Annotated in this window: 21 protein-coding genes; 11 read left to right on the top strand and 10 right to left on the bottom strand. The window is 60.9% G+C overall.

Going from position 1 to position 18,752, the window contains the following annotated elements; all coding sequences use genetic code 11:
* The first annotated feature begins 242 nt into the window (after window positions 1–242).
* Both FJ946_RS05105 and FJ946_RS05100 read left to right on the top strand, forming a co-directional pair.
* The gene (locus FJ946_RS05105) at window positions 243–3,350 is read left to right on the top strand and encodes a CheR family methyltransferase (RefSeq protein ID WP_140497424.1); all 3,108 of its coding nucleotides are present in this window, start codon (window positions 243–245) and stop codon (window positions 3,348–3,350) included.
* Window positions 3,347–3,718, top strand: a complete 372-nt coding sequence (locus FJ946_RS05100) for a response regulator (RefSeq protein ID WP_140497426.1) — start codon at window positions 3,347–3,349, stop codon at window positions 3,716–3,718. The genes FJ946_RS05105 and FJ946_RS05100 overlap by 4 nt, the downstream gene beginning before the upstream one ends.
* Window positions 3,719–4,122: 404 nt before the next feature.
* Here the strand turns inward: FJ946_RS05100 and FJ946_RS05095 are convergent, their stop codons facing one another.
* The 3 genes from FJ946_RS05095 to FJ946_RS05075 all read right to left on the bottom strand — a co-directional run bounded on the left by FJ946_RS05095 (window position 4,123) and on the right by FJ946_RS05075 (window position 9,306).
* Complete coding sequence (locus FJ946_RS05095; protein ID WP_140497428.1) at window positions 4,123–5,301, bottom strand: zinc-dependent alcohol dehydrogenase; 1,179 nt, start codon at window positions 5,299–5,301, stop codon at window positions 4,123–4,125.
* 80 nt (window positions 5,302–5,381) lie between these two features.
* A complete protein-coding gene (locus FJ946_RS05090; protein ID WP_140497430.1) occupies window positions 5,382–6,167 on the bottom strand; it encodes an SDR family NAD(P)-dependent oxidoreductase in 786 nt (261 codons plus the stop codon).
* A gap of 805 nt (window positions 6,168–6,972) precedes the next feature.
* On the bottom strand, window positions 6,973–9,306 hold the full coding sequence (locus FJ946_RS05075; protein WP_140555673.1) for an FdhF/YdeP family oxidoreductase: 2,334 nt from the start codon (window positions 9,304–9,306) through the stop codon (window positions 6,973–6,975).
* Between the two features lie 142 nt (window positions 9,307–9,448).
* Between FJ946_RS05075 and FJ946_RS05070 the strand changes: the two genes are divergently transcribed.
* The 7 genes from FJ946_RS05070 to FJ946_RS05040 all read left to right on the top strand — a co-directional run bounded on the left by FJ946_RS05070 (window position 9,449) and on the right by FJ946_RS05040 (window position 13,509).
* The gene (locus FJ946_RS05070; protein WP_224684629.1) at window positions 9,449–9,703 is read left to right on the top strand and encodes a hypothetical protein; all 255 of its coding nucleotides are present in this window, start codon (window positions 9,449–9,451) and stop codon (window positions 9,701–9,703) included.
* Between the two features lie 34 nt (window positions 9,704–9,737).
* Entirely contained in the window at window positions 9,738–10,340 is a 603-nt protein-coding gene (locus FJ946_RS05065; protein WP_140564413.1) for a diguanylate cyclase, read from the top strand.
* Between the two features lie 139 nt (window positions 10,341–10,479).
* A complete protein-coding gene (locus FJ946_RS05060) occupies window positions 10,480–10,716 on the top strand; it encodes a hypothetical protein (protein WP_140555670.1) in 237 nt (78 codons plus the stop codon).
* Window positions 10,717–11,118: 402 nt separating this feature from the next.
* Window positions 11,119–11,580, top strand: a complete 462-nt coding sequence (locus FJ946_RS05055) for a hypothetical protein (protein WP_140555668.1) — start codon at window positions 11,119–11,121, stop codon at window positions 11,578–11,580.
* Window positions 11,577–12,797, top strand: a complete 1,221-nt coding sequence (locus FJ946_RS05050) for an Nramp family divalent metal transporter (RefSeq protein ID WP_140525122.1) — start codon at window positions 11,577–11,579, stop codon at window positions 12,795–12,797. Before FJ946_RS05055 ends, FJ946_RS05050 begins: the two co-directional genes overlap by 4 nt.
* Window positions 12,797–13,156 (top strand): hypothetical protein, encoded by a 360-nt coding sequence (locus tag FJ946_RS05045; RefSeq protein ID WP_140515218.1) that lies wholly within the window; start codon window positions 12,797–12,799, stop codon window positions 13,154–13,156. The genes FJ946_RS05050 and FJ946_RS05045 overlap by 1 nt, the downstream gene beginning before the upstream one ends.
* Window positions 13,157–13,158: 2 nt before the next feature.
* Entirely contained in the window at window positions 13,159–13,509 is a 351-nt protein-coding gene (locus FJ946_RS05040) for a hypothetical protein (RefSeq protein WP_140497446.1), read from the top strand.
* An 82-nt stretch (window positions 13,510–13,591) separates the two neighbouring features.
* Here FJ946_RS05040 and FJ946_RS05035 read toward each other — a convergent pair whose 3' ends face one another.
* Entirely contained in the window at window positions 13,592–13,921 is a 330-nt protein-coding gene (locus tag FJ946_RS05035; protein ID WP_140555667.1) for a hypothetical protein, read from the bottom strand.
* 247 nt (window positions 13,922–14,168) lie between these two features.
* Here FJ946_RS05035 and FJ946_RS05030 point away from each other — a divergent pair, with 247 nt between their 5' ends.
* Window positions 14,169–14,915: a DUF4142 domain-containing protein gene (locus FJ946_RS05030; RefSeq protein WP_140564412.1), complete on the top strand. Its 747-nt coding sequence runs from the start codon at window positions 14,169–14,171 to the stop codon at window positions 14,913–14,915.
* A 21-nt stretch (window positions 14,916–14,936) separates the two neighbouring features.
* Entirely contained in the window at window positions 14,937–15,530 is a 594-nt protein-coding gene (locus FJ946_RS05025; RefSeq protein WP_140564411.1) for a general stress protein, read from the top strand.
* 137 nt (window positions 15,531–15,667) lie between these two features.
* On the opposite strand, the gene FJ946_RS05020 is transcribed toward FJ946_RS05025, so the two are convergent.
* The 6 genes from FJ946_RS05020 to FJ946_RS05000 all read right to left on the bottom strand — a co-directional run bounded on the left by FJ946_RS05020 (window position 15,668) and on the right by FJ946_RS05000 (window position 18,685).
* Window positions 15,668–15,829 carry a hypothetical protein gene (locus tag FJ946_RS05020; protein ID WP_140497454.1) on the bottom strand — a complete coding sequence of 54 codons (162 nt, stop codon included), beginning with the start codon at window positions 15,827–15,829 and terminating at the stop codon, window positions 15,668–15,670.
* Between the two features lie 85 nt (window positions 15,830–15,914).
* Entirely contained in the window at window positions 15,915–16,385 is a 471-nt protein-coding gene (locus tag FJ946_RS05015) for a YbhB/YbcL family Raf kinase inhibitor-like protein (protein WP_140555662.1), read from the bottom strand.
* Between the two features lie 135 nt (window positions 16,386–16,520).
* The gene (locus FJ946_RS30685) at window positions 16,521–16,658 is read right to left on the bottom strand and encodes a hypothetical protein (RefSeq protein WP_181167175.1); all 138 of its coding nucleotides are present in this window, start codon (window positions 16,656–16,658) and stop codon (window positions 16,521–16,523) included.
* A 154-nt stretch (window positions 16,659–16,812) separates the two neighbouring features.
* Window positions 16,813–17,331, bottom strand: a complete 519-nt coding sequence (locus tag FJ946_RS05010) for a ferritin-like domain-containing protein (RefSeq protein ID WP_140497458.1) — start codon at window positions 17,329–17,331, stop codon at window positions 16,813–16,815.
* A 226-nt stretch (window positions 17,332–17,557) separates the two neighbouring features.
* Entirely contained in the window at window positions 17,558–18,106 is a 549-nt protein-coding gene (locus FJ946_RS05005) for a DUF6496 domain-containing protein (RefSeq protein WP_140555720.1), read from the bottom strand.
* Between the two features lie 120 nt (window positions 18,107–18,226).
* Window positions 18,227–18,685 (bottom strand): DUF1772 domain-containing protein, encoded by a 459-nt coding sequence (locus FJ946_RS05000; protein WP_140515222.1) that lies wholly within the window; start codon window positions 18,683–18,685, stop codon window positions 18,227–18,229.
* Between the last annotated feature and the right edge of the window lie 67 nt (window positions 18,686–18,752).

The raw sequence follows: 18,752 nt of genomic DNA, 5'->3' as shown, positions 1-18,752 counted from the left end.
GAAACAGTGTCCCTCGCCGAGCCTGCTGGCGTTTCGGCACGAGCCCGGCAATTCCACGCCGCTGACTCCATGTGCGTCGGGAGCTTTGTTTCAGATGGACGTTTGGTCATTGAACACGTGAACTCCAAATTCAACGCCATCCGTCGCGACTTGTTCCGTATCTCCGCCGCGCCTATGCTTACCTGCTGTCCAGCCTGCTTCATAAGTGATTTCGCACACAGGTGCCGAAAGGGGAACTTCCAGTGACAGCCCAGGCGAAAAGATTTCCCATCGTGGGCGTCGGCGCGTCCGCCGGCGGGATTCCGGCGATGGAAGGGCTGTTCAAGGGGATGACCGATCAGCCCGGCATGGCGTTCGTCGTCATTACTCATCTCAGCCCTAAGCGAGAGAGCCTGTTGCACGAGGTCGTCGGCCGCTACACCGAAATGGCGGTCGAAATCGCGGCGGACGGCATGGTCGTTCAACCGAACCACGTCTATGTCATGCCGCAGAACGTGACCATGACCATCGACAAGGGAATGCTGCGCCTGCGCCGGCCCAATGGGTTCAGCCAGGAGCGCAAACCCATAGACATCTTCTTCAGCGCACTGGCCGAAGACCAGGGCGAACATGCCGTCGGCGTCATCCTGTCGGGCGGAGATTCCGATGGAACCTTGGGCGCCAAGGCGATCAAGGAGCATGGCGGGCTCACCGTTGCGCAGATCTCCGACGGCTACGGCCCGCGCAACCCCGATATGCCGCAGAGCGCCATCACCAGCGGACTTATCGATATAGCCGCGCCCGCCGAGGAGATCGGCACGAAACTGGAAGCCTTCACGCGCGGCTTCGACGCGTTGAATGGGTTGGCGGAGGAGGATAGCGTCCGCACGGCGGGTATGGAAAAGGTCCTGTCTCAGATCTACGGCATCCTGCGCAGCCACTCAGGCCATGATTTCTCGGGCTACAAGACCAAGACGTTCCTGCGACGCATCAAGCGGCGCATGCAGATCGCGCAGATGCAATCCATTGGCGCATACGTGGAATGGCTGCAGAAGGACCCTCGCGAGGTGATGAACCTTTTTCGCGACCTGCTGATCAACGTCACCAACTTCTTTCGCGATCCCGAGGCCTTCGAGCTGCTCGAGCGAAAGATCGTACCGCAACTCTTCGAAGGCAAGACCGCCAACGACATCATCAGGGTGTGGATTCCCGGCTGCGCCACAGGCGAAGAGGTGTTCTCCATCGGCATCCTGCTACGCGAACATGTGGAAAAGCTCCCGGTCGTTCCGCGAATCCAGATATTCGCGACCGATATCGACGAACCGGCGCTGGCGGTGGCGCGGGCAGGGCGCTATCCCGAAGCCTTGCTGCAGGGACTTTCCCCCGAACGCCGCCAACGGTTTTTCAATGGCGACGGCGACACCTATGTCATCAGCAACGAGATACGGGAGCTGTGCATCTTCTCGCCGCACAGCGTCGTTCGCGACCCGCCTTTCTCACGCATGGACCTGGTCTCGTGCCGCAACCTGCTGATCTATTTCGGCCCAGCCATTCAGAGCCGGGTCATTCCTATTTTTCATTACGCCCTGAAGCCTGGCGGTTACCTTTTCCTCGGCACCTCGGAGAGCGTCGGACAGAACGACGATCTGTTCGCCACCGTCGACAAGAAACATCGCATCTTCCAGGCGCGGGAGCATGCCTCGCCGCATGTCAGGCTGCCGGCCCTCATCGGCGATGGCCGTTCAGGCGCATTCCCGTCCGAGAGCACTGGCTTGAGGAAGGGAGCCGCCGGTTATCCCCTACGCCAGGCGGTCGAGGCGCAGGTGCTGGAGCGCTTCGCCCCCCCGCATGTGCTGGTCAACGCCGAGGGCGATGTCGTCTACTACTCAGCTCGCACCGGCAAATATCTCGAAGCGCCGCAAGGCATTCCCAGCCGGCAACTGTTGACAATGGCGCGCCGTGGGCTGCGACTCGACCTGCGCGCCGCGCTGCGGGAAGCGACGTCGACGCGCCGGACCGTCATACGGGAAAATCTCACGGTCGAGGAGGATGATGAGCGGATCCAGCCGATCAAGCTCACCATTGAGCCGCTGGCGGAACGCGACAATGGCGAGCCGCTCTATCTCGTCCTGTTCGAACCGTCGGGACCTACGCAGATCCGCACAGACCAAGGCGGCAGCCATGACACCGACAGCACCGCCGATCTGGAGCGAGAACTGCGCGATGCGAGGGAGCGCCTGCAATCGACGATCGAGGAATATGAGACCGCACTGGAAGAGGTGAAATCGTCCAACGAGGAACTCGTCTCTGTCAACGAGGAGGCCCAGTCGACCAATGAGGAACTTGAGGCCTCGAAGGAGGAAATGCAGTCGCTCAATGAGGAACTGAACACTATCAATGCCGAGTTGACGAACAAGATCGAGGAACTCGATCACGCCAACAGCGATCTGCGCAACCTGTTCGAAAGCACGGAGATCGCGACCATTTTCCTCGATCGCAATCTAGTGGTGCGGACCTTCACGCCCGCGGCTTCGTCGTTCTTCAGTCTGCGACCCTCCGACGTCGGCCGGCCGCTGACGGACCTGTCGAGCCAGTTGGAGTATCCCGAGTTGAAGCAGCATATCGCCGAGGTGTTCGAGACAGGCGAGACCCTGAACCACCACCTTGCGCGCGACAGCGCCGGGCGGTTTCACATGGTCCATATCAATCCCTATCGGGACAAGAGCAACCGCGTTCAGGGTGTGGTCGTGACACTGGTCGACGTCACCACTCTGGCTCAGGCGGAAGAACATCAGCAGGTTCTCATCTCTGAGCTCAACCACCGGGTCAAGAACATGTTGGCGGTGATCGTCAGCATTGCGAGCCGCACGCGGGAGAAATCCGTGTCGAAGGATGAATTCGCGGAAGCCTTGATCGGACGCTTGCATGCGATGTCGCGGGCCTATGGATTATTGAGCCGGAAAAGCTGGAAGGAAGCTTCGGTCAGCGAACTGCTTCACCAGGAGCTCGAGCCGTTTGGCATTGAACGGTTCGAACTGAACGGCCAGGAGATAGAACTTGGACCGCAACAGGGCCTTTCCCTTAGCATGGCCGTCCACGAACTGGCCACCAACGCGGCCAAATATGGCGCTCTTTCCAAACCTCGTGGCAAGGTGGTGGTGATGTGGTCGATCGCTGACGACATGTTTACGCTTACCTGGCGCGAGAAGGACGGTCCCCCTGTCAATGAACCCGTCGGCAGCGGCTTTGGCCTCACGCTGCTGCAGGGAGAGATCGGCTACAGGCTTGGCGGCCATGTCGAAACCGTTTTTCGCAAGGAAGGCCTCAACGTTCAGATCGCATTTCCCGTTAACCGGAAGGAGGGGTCGTGAACGGCGGACCGCGCGTCCTGGTTGTCGAGGATGAATGGCTAATCGCGGAAGACACCGCGTTAGTCCTGCGTAGCGCCGGTTACCAGGTGGTCGGTCCCGCGCCTTCGGTAGCCGCGGCGCTTCGTCTCGTCGGCTCGGACAAGATCGACATGGCGTTGCTGGACATTCAGTTGAACGGTGAAACGAGCCTGCCCCTCGCGGAGACATTGCAGGCGCAGGGTGTTCCCTTCGCCCTCATGACGGGATTTGGCGCGCGCGACCTACCGGCATCCTTTCGCGACTGCAAATTCGTGCCCAAGCCGGCGACTGAAGCAGCTATCCTGGCTGCGTTGGCCGACCTGGGGTCGCTGCGCGACGTTTCGCGTTGACGGGCACTCGAAGGGCGCCATAGGATCAGTCCAAGGGCTTGTCCGTCGGTCGCGGAGTCGTGCTGGGCTGACGGGGACGACCGGCATTTCGATTGGCTGTGGGATTGTCCAGGGGAGGGGCTGAAGGGTGAGATCCTCCGGCAGTCTTCGGCGTCGGCGATTTCGCCCCTGCGTCCGTATCACCGGCGTCTCGCCTCGGGTGTGGCAAACCATCGGTGTTCGGAGACCGAATAACGGGTTTCGAGCGAGAATTCTCGTTGGCCATGGCGGCACCCTTCTTCCGAACCGAACTCAGCGGGTCAATCGCCGACACAACAGAAAGTTCCGAACTGCCAATGCCGATCGGGCGGGCGTCCAACGGATGCCGGGAATGAGACAGCTCTTGCCTCTGGAACCGCGACATCTCAGCCATGCGGCCGCATAACCACCTTGATGCAACCATCCTGCTTGTCTCGGAAGGTCTTGTAGAGGTCCGGCCCGGCTTCGAGCTCGGCTCTGTGGGTGATGACGAAAGACGGGTCGATCTCGCCATTCTGGACCTTGGCCAGAAGTGGTTCGAGATAGCGCTGGGTATGGGTTTGGCCCATTCGGAAGGTCAGCCCCTTGTTCATCGCGGCGCCGAACGGGATGTGATCGACCAGGCCGATATAGACGCCGGGAACCGAGATGGTGCCGCCCTTGCGGCAGCAATAGATCGCCTCTCGCAGCACATGCGGCCGATCGGTGCCGAGATAGACGGCGGCCTTCACCTTGTCGAGCATGGCGTCGGCGCTGGCGCCGGGGTCGGATTCAGTGCCGACGCAGTCGATGCAGCGATCCGGGCCGCGGCCGTCGGTCATCGCCATCAGTGCGTCGTAGATATTGGAATTGCTGAAGTCGAGCGTCTCTGCTTTGCCGTGTTCACGCGCCATGGCCAGCCGCTCCGGCACCTTGTCGATGGCGATGACGCGGCCGGCGCCGAGCATCCACGCGCTCTGGATGGCGAATTGGCCAACCGGGCCGCAACCCCATATCGCGACCGTATCGCCCGGCTCGATGCCGGCGTTCTCTGCCGCCATGTAGCCGGTCGGGAAGATGTCGGAGAGAAACAGCACCTGTTCATCTTCCATTCCCTCCGGCACCTTGATCGGACCGACATCGGCGAACGGAACCCGCAGATATTCCGCTTGTCCGCCCCAATAGCCGCCGACAAGATGCGAATATCCGAAAAGGCCGGCCGGCGATTGACCCATCGCTTCGGCGGCCTGTTTTGCGTTGGGATTCGAGCGGTCGCAAAGCGAAAACAGCCCGTTCTGGCAAAACCAGCACTCGCCGCAGGAAATGTTGAACGGCACCACCACCCGGTCACCCTTCTTGAATTTCGAATGGCCCTGACCAACCTCCACCACTTCGCCCATCGTCTCGTGGCCAAGCACGTCGCCCGATTTCATCGTCGGCATGTAACCGTTCATCAGGTGGAGGTCGGAGCCGCATATGGCGCAGCAGGTAACCTTGATGATCACGTCGCGGTCATCCTCGATGACGGGATCGGCCACTTGGTCGCAGCGTATGTCGCCTTTGCCGTGCCATGTAAGGGCTTTCACGATGTTGCTCCTGAGTTTCGAGGGTGCGTTTCATTGGTGAGACGCGCGTTTCTCGTGCGTGGCGCCGGAGATGCCGCCGGTCAGTCCTGGGACGCCGAGCCCGGCGCAGCCATCTCGCGGTGCTGTTCGGCCAGCGTACCCGCTGGCGTGACATGCGCAGCGGCGACCTGCAGCTTGTTCTTCCAGCCGCTGACCACTTGTTCTTCGCCAGTCATCATCGCTTCGTAGCCGGCCTTGGCAACGTCGGCCGGATTGTCCTTCTCGTCGGTGCCGACCTTGGTGTCCATCATCTCGGCGCGTTCGAAGAAGCGTGTCTGCGTGGCGCCGGGCATCAACACGGTCACCGTGACGCCGGTGTCCTGCAATTCGTGACGCAAGGCGATCGCGAAGGAATCGATGAATGCCTTGGTGCCGTTGTAGACGGCTTGGAAAGTCCCGGGCATGAAACCGGCGATCGACCCGGTGAAAAGAATGCGCCCGCGCCCGCGGCGAGCCATCTTGGCGCCGAGTTCATGCGCGAGATACACCGTTCCGGTGATATTGGTGTCGATGATGCGCCGGATCTTCCCCCAGTCCTGGTCGACGAAGCCATTGCCGAGCCCGCGTCCAGCGTTGAGAAACAGCAGGTCGATGTCACGCTCGCCAATTCGGGAGATCAGCCGATCCACGCCTTCGACGGTCGCGAGATCGGCCTCGACGGCTTCGACTGCGATATTATGTGAGCCGAGTGCCTCGGCGGCCTGCTGGATTGCCGGTTCATCAGCCGCAACGACGAGATTGTAGCCATCCTTCGCGCAGAGTTTCGCAAGTTCCTTGCCTATGCCGCTCGAGGCGCCGGTGACCACTGCGAGTTTTGCATCCGTCATGATTTCCTCCGTCGTGCCGGCCGAACCAGCAGAGGAGATGATTGTTCCGTGGATCGGTATCGTCCGGTCGGCGCCTGTCGGGAGTCTGACTTCTGCTCTTGGCCGGGCGATGGATTTTCGGAATTCGGGCGGGAACAACCGGATGGTCCCGCAGTTCGGCGCGTGCAGGAGGAACATGATGCAACATGCTGATAAGATCGCGCTCCGGCGTGTGAAAATGCTGGTCGAGCAATATGTGCTGACCAGGAGCAGGCGATATGATTTCGTGTCGACGGAGTTGGCTTGCAGGGCCATTCGTGAGGTGATGCGCAGCCCGATCGAAGATGCCGAACTGGATCGCATGTTGGCCAGAAGCGCGGCCAGGCAGGGGCTTTCGGTGCGATTCGACCGGATGGAAGCTTGGCAGGCTGCTTCGCCATCTCCCACCGAAGGAGTATCGATATGAGAGCCGTGTTGCTGATGCTGGCACTGGTCTGTCTGGCCGGGTGCAACAATCCCGATCCCGACAAATCCAAAGCGGATACGAACAGTCAGCCGGTCGACAAAAACCCCACAACCGACACGAACCCCACCCCACAAACCACCACCGGCGGAGATCAGCAAGGCACCCAACCGGCCCAGCCGGCATCCCCTAAGCCGGCTGGCGGCTAGCTACGGCCTGGCCCACCAGACTGGGACCGCCATAGAGCAGTTCATCGTCTGCGGAAACGGCTAACCACTCTGTGTTGTTGTTTTTGCGCAATTCCTAAGGGAAAGCGCACCGCGCTTTTCCCTGGAAAGCCGTACACACTTTTCCTGGATTGCTTTAGTGGCGCGCCGAGCTTCTCGTTTTGGGTTCCCTGGCAACAATTCTGACGGGAACCGACTTTACGGCGGGGACGTGAGCCTTCTTGGCCCGGTGCCACAGAGGAACCAGGGGATTGAGTTCCGGATAATAACCGGCGCAGTTGCCTTCGGGCACGGAGTAGGGGGTGATGCGCAAACCTCGAACCCGCCGCTCCACGCCATCGTCGGCATGGGTTTCCAGATCGATTTCCTGCCCGGCGCTCAATCCGAACCGCTGAATGTCGGCCTCGTTCATCAACAGGACCATGCGTGTGCCGTGTATGCCGCGCAGTCTGTCATTGTACCCATAGACGGTGGTATTGAACTGGTCATTGGAGCGCACCGTTATGAGCGTCAGCACATTGTGACCCGAAACATCGATGTCCGGGTCTGTTTCAAGCGTCGTCGGCAGCTTGAAATTGGCTTTCTTGTTCGGCGTCTCCCAGACCCGTTTCGAGGCCTTGATATCGCGGTGAAAGCCTCCCGGCGTCAGGAACCGCTTGTTGAACTCACGAAAATGCTGCGGGTAACAACGCTCGATCTCATCGCGGATAAGGGAATAATCGGCGACCCATTTATCCCACGGGATCGAACTCACCCCCGATACGGTGGCCTTGGCCAGTTCCGCCACGATCTTCGGTTCGGAAAGCAGATGCGGTGAAGCCGGCGGACGCGAACCGAAGGAGCCGTGGATACAGGCGGTGGAGTCCTCCATCGAAACGGTCTGGTCGCCGCTCGCCTGATGGTCCCTTTCCAGCCGCGACAGGCAGGGCAGCAGATAGGTCACCGCCCCCGGCAGGAGATGACTGCGGTTGAGCTTGGTGGCGACTTCGACATGCAGCCCAAGCCGACGCCATGCTTTCTCGATCAGGCCGGTTTCGGGCACGGCGCGAACGAAATTGCCGCCGAGTCCGATGAAGCCTTTCACCGAGCCGGCGATGACGCCCTCGCAGGCCTCGACCGTGTCGAGACCCTTCTCGCGTGGCGGCTCGAAATCATAGAACCGGGCGAACTTGTCGAGCGGAACGAGCTCGGGTTTTTCGGATATGCCGACAGTGCGCTGGCCCTGTACATTGGAATGGCCGCGCAGCGGTGAAATGCCGGCGCCGGGCTTTCCCATGTTGCCGCGCATGAGCAGCAGATTGCATAGCATCTGGACGTTCTCGGTACCGTGCCGGTGCTGTGTCAAACCCATGCCGTAATTGCCGATCACCGCGTTGGAGCGGCTGTAGACCTCGGCAACATGTTCGAGATCCGCCTGCGCAATTCCCGAGCGCCTGACGATGTCCTCCCACCTGGCGGCCCGCAGGTAAGCCTCGAATTCGGCAAAACCATCCGTGTGCTCGGCAATGAAATCGCCGTCGAGGACACGCGGATCCCCGTGTTCCCGTGCCGCGTCGTCGAGCGCCAGCACCGCCTTGGCGATGCCGGTCATGGCGGCGATATCGCCGCCGCTGCGGACCTGGAAGAAGTCGCTGGACATCTTCGTGCCGGGGCCCGGCGACAGCATCTCAAGCGGATCTTGCGGATTCTTGAAGCGCTTCAGCCCCCTTTCCGGCAAGGGATTGAAGGTGAACACCGGCACCCCGCGTTGACGAGCCTCTTGCAGCGGATGCAGCAGCCGCGGCGCCGTCACCCCGGTGTTGTGGCCAAAAAAGAACATCATGTCGCACTGGGAGAAGTCCTCGAGCTGCACGGTTCCAACCGGCGAGCCGATCGATTCGGGCAGCCCGACCGATGTCGATTCGTGGCACATGTTGGAAGAATCGGGCAGGTTCGATGAGCCATAGATACGCGCAAAGAGCTGATACATGAACGAAGCCTCCAGCGAGGCCCGGCCGGATGTGTAGAAGACGACCGATTTCGGATCGAGCCGCCGGAGCTCCATGCCGATCTCGAGGAATGCGTCATCCCAGGAAACCGGTTCATAGCGGTCAGTGACGGCATTGTAGCGCAGGGGATCCGTAAGCCTGCCTTGTTTTTCGAGGTCACGATCCGGCCAGTCGAGCAGTTCGGTGACCGTATGTCGCGCGAAGAAATCGGGGCCGCAACGCAGCTTCGTCTGATCCCACATGGTCGCCTTCGCGCCATTTTCGCAGAACTCGAAGGGCCGCGGATCGGCCGGCTTGGCCCATGAACAGGAAACGCACATGTAGCCATCGGCTTTGTTCTGCTTGAGCAGCGTGCTCCATATGCCCGACATCAGCAGGCCTTCGCCGTATGCCTTGCGGACCAATGACCTCAGGGATCCCCATCCGCCTGTGGGATGGTTGTATTTTTTTGTTTCAATACGGTCGGTTACGGCAGGTTTCATCGAGATCGTCCTTGAAGAACCGATACCGAACCTCGCCCGTCACCGATTGTTCCCGCGGCTCCGTGCAGTATTGGCGTCGAATCTTGCGTGTCGAAGCCGACGCGGCCGAGGAGCGATCGCGGCCGGTCGTGGAACTATTTTCGTGATCGGCTGTTCGGCTTGGGAAGGGAGCCTGGCAATGGTGCGACGCAATGCAGTGCTTTCGCTCGTGATAGCCGCCATCATCATCATCGGCTTCCTCATAGGCTTTCTCTATGCCGACATGGGCTGGCATACCTCGCCACTGAAGCGGGCGCCTGAACAGAACCGGGGCGGTAACGCGCCGACGGATACTTCGCCAGCCGCGGGCGTCCGGAAAAGTCCCCAGGAAAACACCGAAATGCCGGGGCAGCAGTAGCGACCTCGAACGGGATTCCGCGCGAAAGGATGTCATGCTGTCAGATCCTACCGTGCTGATCTTGATGTATTTCCTGCTGCCGGTCTGGTTGGCCGCCGGATTTGCCGACTGGCTCTGCCATCGCGCGTCTCACATCGAATCGACGACAGGCGCCAAGGAGTCGTTGATCCACCTTCTGATGTTCGCCGAGGTCGGAATACCTTTGCTGGCCGCCATGTTTCTTGACGTGAATGCTCTCATCATTCTCATCATGATCGTCACCTTCTTCGTCCACGAGGCGACAGCGATGTGGGACGTCAGCTACGCCACCACCGCCCGCACCGTCACGCCGATCGAGCAGCACGTTCACAGCTTCCTGGAGATGATCCCGCTGATGGGGCTGGTCAGCGTCATTTCCCTCCACTGGGGACAGTTCCTCGCCTTGTTCGGGGCGGGGACGGAAACCGCGCGCTTCGAACTTGTCTGGAAATCGCAGCAGCTGCCGGTGACCTACATTGCCTGCGTGATGGCCGTGATCCTGATTTTCGAACTGCTTCCCTATCTGGAAGAGCTCGTCAGGGGATTGCGGGCCAATGCCGGGAAACTGATCCCGTCGAAGGCCAGGCGAGGGGATCCGGGCCAGACGACATTGCGTTGACGTGATCGCGCAGCGACACTCCTCCGGCCACTGGCATCGGATATCCAGCCGGTCTGCAATGCCTAGGATCGTTATGCGGAACATTTCTGTCGGGCGAGCCATTGAGACAGCGGGCACGGCAGCGATGGGGAGTGCGACGATGGGATTTCTATCCGACCTCGACAAGAAATTGACGGACAATGTCTACGAACATGGCAGCCAGCTCACCGATTCCGCCGCGGATCTCCCGCAGACGGTCGGCGAAATTGTCGAACGGCTGATGCCTTTCGTCCAACCTGAGGCGCGCGAGACGGTCAAGGCTCAGATTCTGGGCCTGATCCACGAGTACAAAGCCGAGCGCACCCGGAGCGCCGCCGAGCAGGATCATCCAGGCTGAACTACCCGTTCTGGTCTATCGCGTGAGGCGCCGGCTGGCTGCCGCCCCCGCTGCCCGATGTATCGCGCCCGAACCATATCCAAGCCGCGACAAGCACAATCACCACGATGGCTATCCAGGCAATCAGACGGGGCATCGAGGGGTCCTTCCCTGCCAGTCGATCGTTCGGGCGGCGCGGCGATCAGGATGGAAGTCGAACCGCCCGCCTCCTCGTTAATCCGATTGCCGATCCTTTGTTCCGCTCGAGCTGGTCCCCGTCGCTGCCGCTTGGCACCTGCCGCGGCCGACAGGCTTGCACTCCGTGCTGGGCTCGATCGTGGCCGTCGGTTGACGGGGAGGGCGGGCGCGCTAGATCAAAACTTACGCCGAACATGGTTTTCGTTGGTGGGGGAGGTCATTCGTGTGGCGGGTCCAACGCCGGATCTAATTCTTAGCGGTCGTCGCCTTGGCCGCAACAGCGCATGCCTGCTGTTGCTCATGGCCATGTCGACCGCGTGCTCGTCCTCGGACCAGATCGAACAGCAATCCCGAACTGCCGCCTCGACGGCGCAGACCGTATCAATGACGCTTGATGCCTGGGCGGCGGGAGCTGCCCCTTCCAAATATGCTTCGGGCACGCTGCACTCGGCCGGCACGACGCTGGCCGACATCGACGCGAAGATCCGATCGGCCACTACGGCTGAACCTGCCGAGCAGGCTGCTTTGGCGGCGGCGGTCAAGGACCTGTCGATCGCGGTGGACCGCGCCCGTGCGGGACTGCAAGCGGACCGCCGCCCGCAAGTGCAGGAGGCTCAAGAAGATATTCGGACGGCCACGCGCTCCCTGGCCGCCGCTCACTTCAGATATTTCGCGCCGAAGCCATGAAGAAGCTCCTGGAAATATCGCTGGGCATCGTCACCAGTGTTGGCGGTTTCCTGGAAGTCGGATCGATGGCGACGGCAGCCCAGGCAGGTGCGACCTTCGGGTTCCAGCTGATCTGGGCGGTGGTTCTCGGCACCATCTGCATCATTTTTCTGGTCGAGATGGCCGGCCGGTTTGCCGCCGTGAGCCATCACACCATCTCCGACGGGATCCGGGAACGATTTGGCTTCAACGTTTCGCTATGGCCATTGCTTGCCGCCCTGCTGGTCAATTTCATGGTGCTGTCCGCCGAGATCGGTGGTGTTGCCATCGCGCTCGAACTTGCCACCGGCATTGGCTTTCAATGGTGGGCTTTACCCGTGGCTTTGATGGCATGGCTGTTGCTGTGGAAAGGCACGTTCGGGCTGATCGAGAAAGGCGTGTCGATACTCGGCCTCGTGACGCTGTGCTTCGTGGTCGCAGCGATGATGCTGAAGCCCGATTGGACAGCTGTCGCGTCCGGCGCGGTGCCTACACTGCCGACCCATGATGCGGCGAGTTACTGGTTCATGGCGGTCAGCATCCTTGGCGCTTCGATATCGCCTTACCTGTTCATGTTCTATTCCTCGGGGGCGATCGAGGACCAGTGGGACAGAAGCTATCTCGGAACCAATCGGGCCATCGCCGGACTGGGCATGGCCTTTGGCGGCACCATTTCGATCGGCGTCTTGATGGTGGCCGCGCTCGTGCTTGCAACGCACGGCATCGATCAGGTCGACGACTATCATCAATTACCGTTGATGCTGATCCCGATATTCGGCTTCTGGGGGTTCGTCCTGTTCGTTGCCTCGCTCGCCATCGCTTGCTTCGGCGCCGCACTCGAGGTTGGGCTGCAACAGGCTTATCTGGTGGCGCAAGGGTTTGGATGGAACTGGGGCGAAAACCTCAAGCCACGCGACGATCCTGGCTTCAGTGCCGTCTACACGGTATCATTGTTTCTGGCCGCCATCCCCATCATGCTTGGGCTCGATCCGCTGAAGCTCACCATTTTTTCCATGGCGCTGACCGCCGCCAGCCTGCCGCTGACGGTAATTCCTTTCCTTTTCCTGCTGAACGACAAGCGCTATGTCGGCGAGCACCGCAACGGCATTGTCTCGAATGCCGCGGTGATCTTCATCATCGGGCTTGGTTTCGTGCTCGCCGTGGTGACCATTCCCCTGCAGATATTCGGAGGCACTTGATGGATTTGCTGCGCGACATCCTCGACAAGCAGATCGTCGACCGCGAACAGGTCAAGATCGGCAAGATCGACGGGCTGGTGGCGGAGTTGCGGCCGGGCAAGCCGCCGAGGATCATCGCGGTCGAGCTCGGCTCCGTCACCTTGGCGCGTCGCCTGGGCGTACGGCCAGGGCGTTGGATGACGCAACTCGCGGCAGCGTGGGGCGGCAAACGCCATCGCAAGCCGCACCGGATCGCCTGGAAGAAGGTCCAGGACATAGGCGTCGACATCCAGTTCGATATCGATGTGCGCGAAACCTCGATCTTCGCCTGGCAGGACTGGCTGCGCGACCATGTCATCGGACGCATTCCGGGAGCTTGATGATGTCCACCGTCAACCTCGAGCATCTGGCCGGACGACGCGTTCTCTCGCGGCAAGGCGAAAGCATCGGCTATATCGAGGAGATACGAGCCGAACCGGCCGGCGACGACTTCGTCGTTACCGAATTCCATGTCGGTATCTACGCCGCTTTCGAGCGTCTCTCGGCCTCGACCATCGGCACGGCGGTGCTGGATTTCTTCCGGCTGCGCCGTCGCGACGGCCTGTACCGTATTCCCTGGGACAAGCTCGACATCTCCGATCCTGCACGGCCGCGGCTGCTGTGTTCGACAACGGAACTTTCCGGCATGAAGGGCGCCCCCGAATTTCATCCACGAGGGAGGCAGGATCGATGACGACCCAGGCGGACGGCCGCGCGAAAGTGCTCGAACTCAGCCAAGGGTTGTCTGATGCTGTCTGCACTCAGGATGATGCGCCTTACCGCAGCAGGCTGGCTGCCAGGAACACCGCGGCCGCTATCAGCACGACGGCCGCAATCATCATTAGCGGCCAGTTGCTGCGGGGCTGCAGTTGGGGCTCGTTCTCCACCGGCCGCATCGCGTTGGCGAAGCTGGCATCGTTTTCGAATTTTGGCCGGAGAGAACGCTGCGGACCTGCTTCAGTGACCGGGTTCTGCGTGTCCGCCGCCTCGGCGTCGGTCTCGAACGGGGCAACTGCAGGATCGAATCCGGGCGTTTTGTCCCGTGTGGCTCCAGCCTGAACTTCTCCCCTGGCTGCGGCAGGTGTGGAATTTGAAATCTTGGCCATGAACTCTCCTCGGAACCCAATTCGGCAAGTTCGCTCGGTCGACAGATTGACGCTCATGGGTCGCATTTAAAATCAAATCTCGCAGCCGCCGATTTGTTCCGCGCCGCGGTCCCGATGTTGAAGGTCTCCTGGCCGGTCGTGGGGCCTGTCCGAAGGCGCTTGCAGCGCATCGCACGGCGCCGGAACAAAGCCCATCCTGGCTTGTTAGGGCGCATCGTAAGTTCGCGCATCGACAAGGACAAAGCCAATGAAAACGCGACACCTTCTTGCCTCGCTCGCCGCTGCTTCCATGCTTATCGCAATGCCTGCTTTGGCTGCTGCCGACAGCGCCCAGGATTTCGTCGACAAGGCCGCCGTCGGCGGCAAGTTCGAGATCGATTCGAGCAAGATTGCCCAGGACAAGGCCCAGGATCAAAGCATCAAGAATTTCGCGCAGACGATGATCCGGGACCACGGCGCGGCCAACGCCAAGCTGGAAACAATTGCCGGCGAACAGAAGTTGAAGATGCCGACGGCGCTCGATGCGCAGCACCAGGCGGATCTGGATAAGCTCCAGAACGCACAGCCGCCAATCGATCCGGCCTATGTGGACATGCAGCGCAAGGCGCACGCCGATGCCGTCAATCTGTTTGAAAGCTACGCCCGCGACGGCGACAACGCGGCCCTCAAGACGTTCGCCCAGCAGACGGTCGATACGTTGAAGATGCATCGGCAGATGATCGAAAAGATCGCCGCCGGCCAGGACTCCATCACGGGAGCGACAACGCCCGCTGTGAAAACCACGAACACGCCCAATGCCGCAGCCCTGGTGCCCGGCGCAAACAGTTTCACCGAGACCCAGGCAAAGAGCCGCATCGAGGATGCCGGCTATTCCAATGTGTCGAAGCTTGCCAAGGACGATCAAGGCATCTGGCGCGGCCAGGCGACCAAGTCAGGCCAAAGTGTCGCCGTCGGGCTCGACTATCAGGGCAACGTCGTCGCCGACAGCAAGTGAGCACGATCAGGAGATATCAAAATGAAAACCGTAACTGCACTGTTCGACAACTATGATGACGCAGCCGACGCGGTCGGCGAACTGGAAGCGTCCGGAGTGCCACATTCCAATATCAGCATCATCGCCAACAACTCGGATGGCTGGTACGAGAGAGATCGTTCCGAAGCCGCTGAAGATGCCGCGAGCGGTGCAGGGATAGGGGCCGTGGTCGGTGGCGCCGGCGGTTTGCTGACAGGGTTGGGCGTCATGGCCGTTCCGGGCGTCGGACCTGTGGTTGCGGCCGGATGGCTTGCCGCTACCGCCACCGGGGCGGTTGCCGGCGCGGTGGCTGGTGGCGCGGCGGGCGGTATCATTGGCGCTCTGATGGATTCGGGTGTTTCCGAAAACGATGCAAATGTCTATGCAGAGGGCGTACGTCGTGGCGGTACGCTGGTGACGGCCAAGGTGGACGATGGGCTTGTTCCGGAAGCCGAGGACATTCTGGGTCAGTCCAGCTCGGTTGACGTGATGGAACGCCGCAGGGCTTACGAGGCGGATGGCTGGACCGGCTTTGACGTCAACGCGGGCGACTATGTCCCTGAGCGCGACGGCGGCAGGGCAATAAACCGGCCCTGAAGAACAAGCCTGCCAGGGCGGCGGGGCACTTTGCAGCCAGGCCGGCGTGGGTGCCTCGCCCGAAATTGATCTTCGGGACATGTGCGAGGGATGTTTGGACCGCTGATTAAGTTTGCTGTGGGCCACGGTAGCTACAATCAATCCTTGTCCTGATGATAGAGCCGATCGGTGGCTCGATCGCTTTCTCTGCGTTCTGCGGGACCGCGGCGACGTCGGGTGACAATGACGTAGGCCAGCAATACGAGCAGCAACAATGGCCCGCCGGCGACGACGATCAACCACATGACGCTTTCAAACATTGGGACGTCTCCTTTCCCTCACAACCGGCAAGGAGAAGAACCGTTCCGCGCGTGGACGACGGCGCCCGGATCAATCTGCCTTCAATTACCGGCCACGTTCGTAGGTTCCGACGAGTTCTGCCTGCTCCAGCAAATGTTTTTGCGCCTCGTGCCAGATACGCTCCACGCCCGTGCTTGCGGGGATAGCAAGGTTCGGCGTGTCGAGCGCCGCCAGCCGGAAGTGGTAGTGATGGACACCGTGGCCCGCAGGCGGTTCAGGGCCGTCGTAATAGGCATTGCCGAAATCGTTCCGCGCTTGCCTGAGGGCCTGTGGACCCGGTCTGCCGCTTTCCGCTTCGGGCAACTCCTGCACCTCCGGCGAAATGTTGAACACCCCCCAATGGCCGAACATTCCGCTCGGCGCGTCGGGATCCTGGACGACAAGGACGAGGCTCTTTGTGCCGTCCGGTACCCCGGCCCACTTCAGAGGCGGAGATACGTTCTTGCCGTCACGAGTATAGGCTTCGGGGATCTCTCCGCCGTCGGCAAAGGCGGGGCTGCTGAGCGTCAGGGGCATGGTTCGCACTCCTTTGGGGGAACATTCGATCGCATCACCGCCGCCTCGCAAAGCGTGCCGGAATTGTTTTGCGGCCATCGAATTGCTTGCGAGCACGTTCCGGCGCGGCTAAGCGCGCTGCGGCTCGAAAGGATTCTAAGATCCCGTCATAAGCGGCTTGAGGACGAATATGGCCAAGAGGCCAATAAAAAACACGGCGGCGATCACGACACCCCAGGTGATGAGCTTTCCGGTACCGCGTTGCTCTTCCTCGCGAGACAGGTCTTCCGGCATTGCGCGGATCCTCCTGTAAGGTTCGGTGATTTTAACAACCTGTTTTGTCGAGGTCCCGGCAGCCAAATCCAGAGCAGGACCCGCAGTTCAACTCGAACGCACCCCGCTCTGGACAGGAAGGCTGCCGGGCGCTTAGCGCCGGGCTGCCCCGCGGCTAAGCGGCTTTCTCAAGAGCCCGCTCATTGACCCCGCCTTCGCCTAAGCCTGTAAGCGCTTCATCGGTTGCCACTTCCTCTTTGAGCGTCTCGTTGAGGAGCTTGACCGCGTCGCTCTTGCCAAGCTGTTCAGCCCACGCGATCAACGTGCCGTAGCGTGCGATTTCATAGTGCTCGACCGCCTGTGCCGCTCCGACCAGTCCTGCATCCAATGCTGGGTCGCCCTTATAGTCGTCGAGAATCTCCGAACCCTCTTCGAGAATGCCGTCGATTGCCGGACAGGTCTTGCCGCGGGCTGGCTTGTCCATCAGGTCGAACACCTGTTCGAGGCGGTCGACCTGGCCTTCGGTTTCCACGCGATGTTTCTCGAACGCCGCCGCGACCTCCTCGGACTCGGCACCCTTGGCCATCTTGGGCAGCGCCTTTAGTATTTTCTTTTCGGCGTAATAAATATCCTTCAGCCCGTCGAGGAACAGGGCTTCCAGCCCTTTCGTCGCCGCCTTCTTCGCAGTCGCCATGTCTTCGTCTCCCTAAGGTTGTCATGAAAGCTCCACCACCGGTGTAGCTTTCCATAACCTTGAACACGGGCCGTTGTTCCCGCCGGATCGAGACAAAGACAAGGACGGCCGTATCTCACACGATCGCACTGTCCAGCCGACATAGTGCGCATCGCTTGACGCTGGCTGCGGTCCAGCTACCTCTCACCAGCCGGCTGGAGAGAGTGCGTAGCGGGTTTTCGACCTTCTAGGTTCGGCCCGCACGCGTGCTGGCGGCCTTCTGCGCTGCTTTCTTTCTTCCGGCAGCACCCTTGGTGCGGACCGCCTTGCGTGCGGCGGCGGACCGGCCTGCAGTGCCCTTCGTCTCCGAGGCTTTCTTGGCTGCGGCCGAGCGCTCCTCGGCCGTCCGGCGCGACGCCGCCTGCTTGGTCTGTCTTGAAAGCGCCTCATGGGATGCCGTGTTCTTCGGCTCGTGCTCGAGAACCTCGGAAACGGCCTTCGAGACCTTGGGGCTGCGTTTTGGCTTGCGTTCGCCCCGGCCAACTTCATAGGCGTATTCGGCGCTCTTGCGGGTGCTCTCCTTGACGCTTCGTTTCTTGGGCGGAGGCAGGTCGACGCCTGCGCGGCGCGCCTCCGAAAGACCGATGGCGATCGCCTGCTTGGTCGAGCGCGCGCCGTGCTTGCCGCGACGGACCTTCTCGATCTCGTCATGCACGAATTCGCCGGCCTGCGTGGTGGGCGATTTACCTTCGCGCTTGTCTTTTTTCGCTTTCTCGATGGTTTTCTTATCCGGCATCGCTTTCTCCTCGTTGGATACAGCGGGACAGATGGCGGTGCGACGTCGCGACCTCCAGAAAACCTAACGCATCGATGGCGCGAATGATCCGGAGGAAAAGAGACTTTCTCCGGCGACAATCTACAGATCGGCCGGACGCCACGAGAGCGCCGACAGCGTCGCGAGACAGAGCGCGGCAAATACAATCGCGGTATTTACCGCATGGGAATATTCCCATTGCTGCCTGAGCGCTTCCCAGTTTGCGGGAATTGTCGTCCAGTTCTGCGTCGCCTGGTTGGCAGGGAGCGTCCAGACAACGAAGATCGCGAGCATGATCGCGAAACACAGCGCCGCAAGCAGGGCGAGCCAAAAGGGCCAAGCCTGTGAGCGCACGGAGATCGCCAACAATGCGTTCACGATCAGCGCGGCAGGCCAGAGCAATCCAAGGATCGCCCATCCGTAATAGATGCCTTGGACGGTGAAATATTCCGGCTGCGGCAGAGATATCTTGTTGGGGAGAGCTGCGAGATGGGCCCCTGCCGGGATGAGCGCGAGGGCCGAAATGACAATGGCGAGAAATTGCAGAACCCTGACTGTCATGGAAGCTTCTCCGCGGAATGATTTTTAACGCGCCGACGACCCAATCGATCTGGCTCTCTGATGAGGC

It is taken from the genome of Mesorhizobium sp. B2-4-7 (assembly GCF_006442685.1).
GTDB lineage: Bacteria > Pseudomonadota > Alphaproteobacteria > Rhizobiales > Rhizobiaceae > Mesorhizobium.
Note: the sequence above shows the minus strand (reverse complement) of the source record. Positions and strands in the feature narration are given on the sequence as shown.